This is a genomic window from Microbacterium sp. Leaf351, from assembly GCF_001423825.1.
In the GTDB taxonomy this organism is placed as follows: Bacteria; Actinomycetota; Actinomycetes; order Actinomycetales; family Microbacteriaceae; genus Microbacterium; species Microbacterium ginsengisoli.
Map to the genome: position 1 here is coordinate 8400 of NZ_LMPK01000001.1, position 1147 is coordinate 9546.

2 protein-coding genes are annotated in these 1147 nt (G+C 76.6%); both read right to left on the reverse strand.

The window, feature by feature from the left end; all coding sequences use genetic code 11:
* A partial coding sequence (locus tag ASG00_RS14980; protein WP_162238303.1) for a methylated-DNA--[protein]-cysteine S-methyltransferase occupies window positions 1-485 on the reverse strand: 485 nt, incomplete at its 3' end.
* Window positions 482-1147 (reverse strand): DNA-3-methyladenine glycosylase family protein (locus ASG00_RS15865; RefSeq protein WP_327037443.1); only part of this gene is annotated, 666 nt, incomplete at its 5' end. The genes ASG00_RS15865 and ASG00_RS14980, both read right to left, overlap by 4 nt.

Here is a 1147-nt window from a genome sequence, read left to right on the forward strand (position 1 = left end):
TCGCGCGCGAGCAGCGAGCGCTTGACCTCGACGCCCCAGGCGAATCCGCCCATGGCGCCGCCGGTGCGCAGCACGCGGTGGCAGGGCACGAAGAGCGCGGGCGCGTTGCGGGCGCAGATCGAGGCGGCGGCGCGCACGGCGGTCGGCGATCCGAGCGCGACGGCGAACTCGGCGTAGGTGAGCGGATGCCCCGCCGCGATCGCCCGCAGACCGGCCCACCCGCGCTGCTGCAGCGGCGTGCCCCACTGGCGCACGGGCACGGTGTCGATCGCGGCGACCTCGCCCGCGTAGAACGCCTCGACCGCGGCGGTGTGCTCGCTCGCACCGGACACGACGTCGACGCCGCGCTCGCGCTCGGGGAGGCGCGCGAGGAGGGCATCGAGGTCGGCGGTCCAGCCCGAGGCGACGACGGCGCCGTCCGGGTCGGCGAGGAGTGCGAAGGGGCCGTCGGGGGTGTCGACGACGGCGAAGGTGCGGGCGGTCATGAGGACGCCTTTCGGGGAGTCAGCGGGGCGGATGCCGCACGCCACAGGTGTGCGGTGAGGTAGCTGCGCCACGGCGCGACGCGGTCCGCCCAGGCGGTGAGCCCGGCGGGATCGGCAGGGATGCCCAGCCGTGCGGCGCCGGTGCGCACGGCGACGTCGCCCGGCAGCAGCACGTCCGGGTCGCCGATGACGCGCATGCGCACATAGTCGGCCGTCCACGGGCCGATGCCGGGCATCGCGAGCAGCGCCTCGCGCTGGGCGGCGCCGTCGTCGCCGGTGGTGAGCTCCAGTTCGCCGTCGGCGAGCGCGCAGGCCGCCCCCGTGATGGCGCGGATGCGGGCGGCCGGGCCGCGCAGCACCTCGGCGCCGTGGTCGGCGATCGCGCGCATCGTCGGGAAGAGTCGGTCGGCGGTCTCGATCGGCTCGATCCGCTCGCCGAGCTCGTCGGTGAGGGTCGTGAGCGCGGTGCGCGCCGCGGCGACGGTGATCTGCTGGCCGACCATGGCGCGGATCAGCATCTCGTGCGGGTCGGCGGCGCCCGGCACCCGCACGCCCGGTGCGTCGGCGACGCTCGCGGCGAGCTCGGGATGGGAGGCGAGCGCCTCGTCGATCGCGTCGGGGTCGGCGTCGAGGTCGAACAGCCGCCTCACGCGGGCGACGAG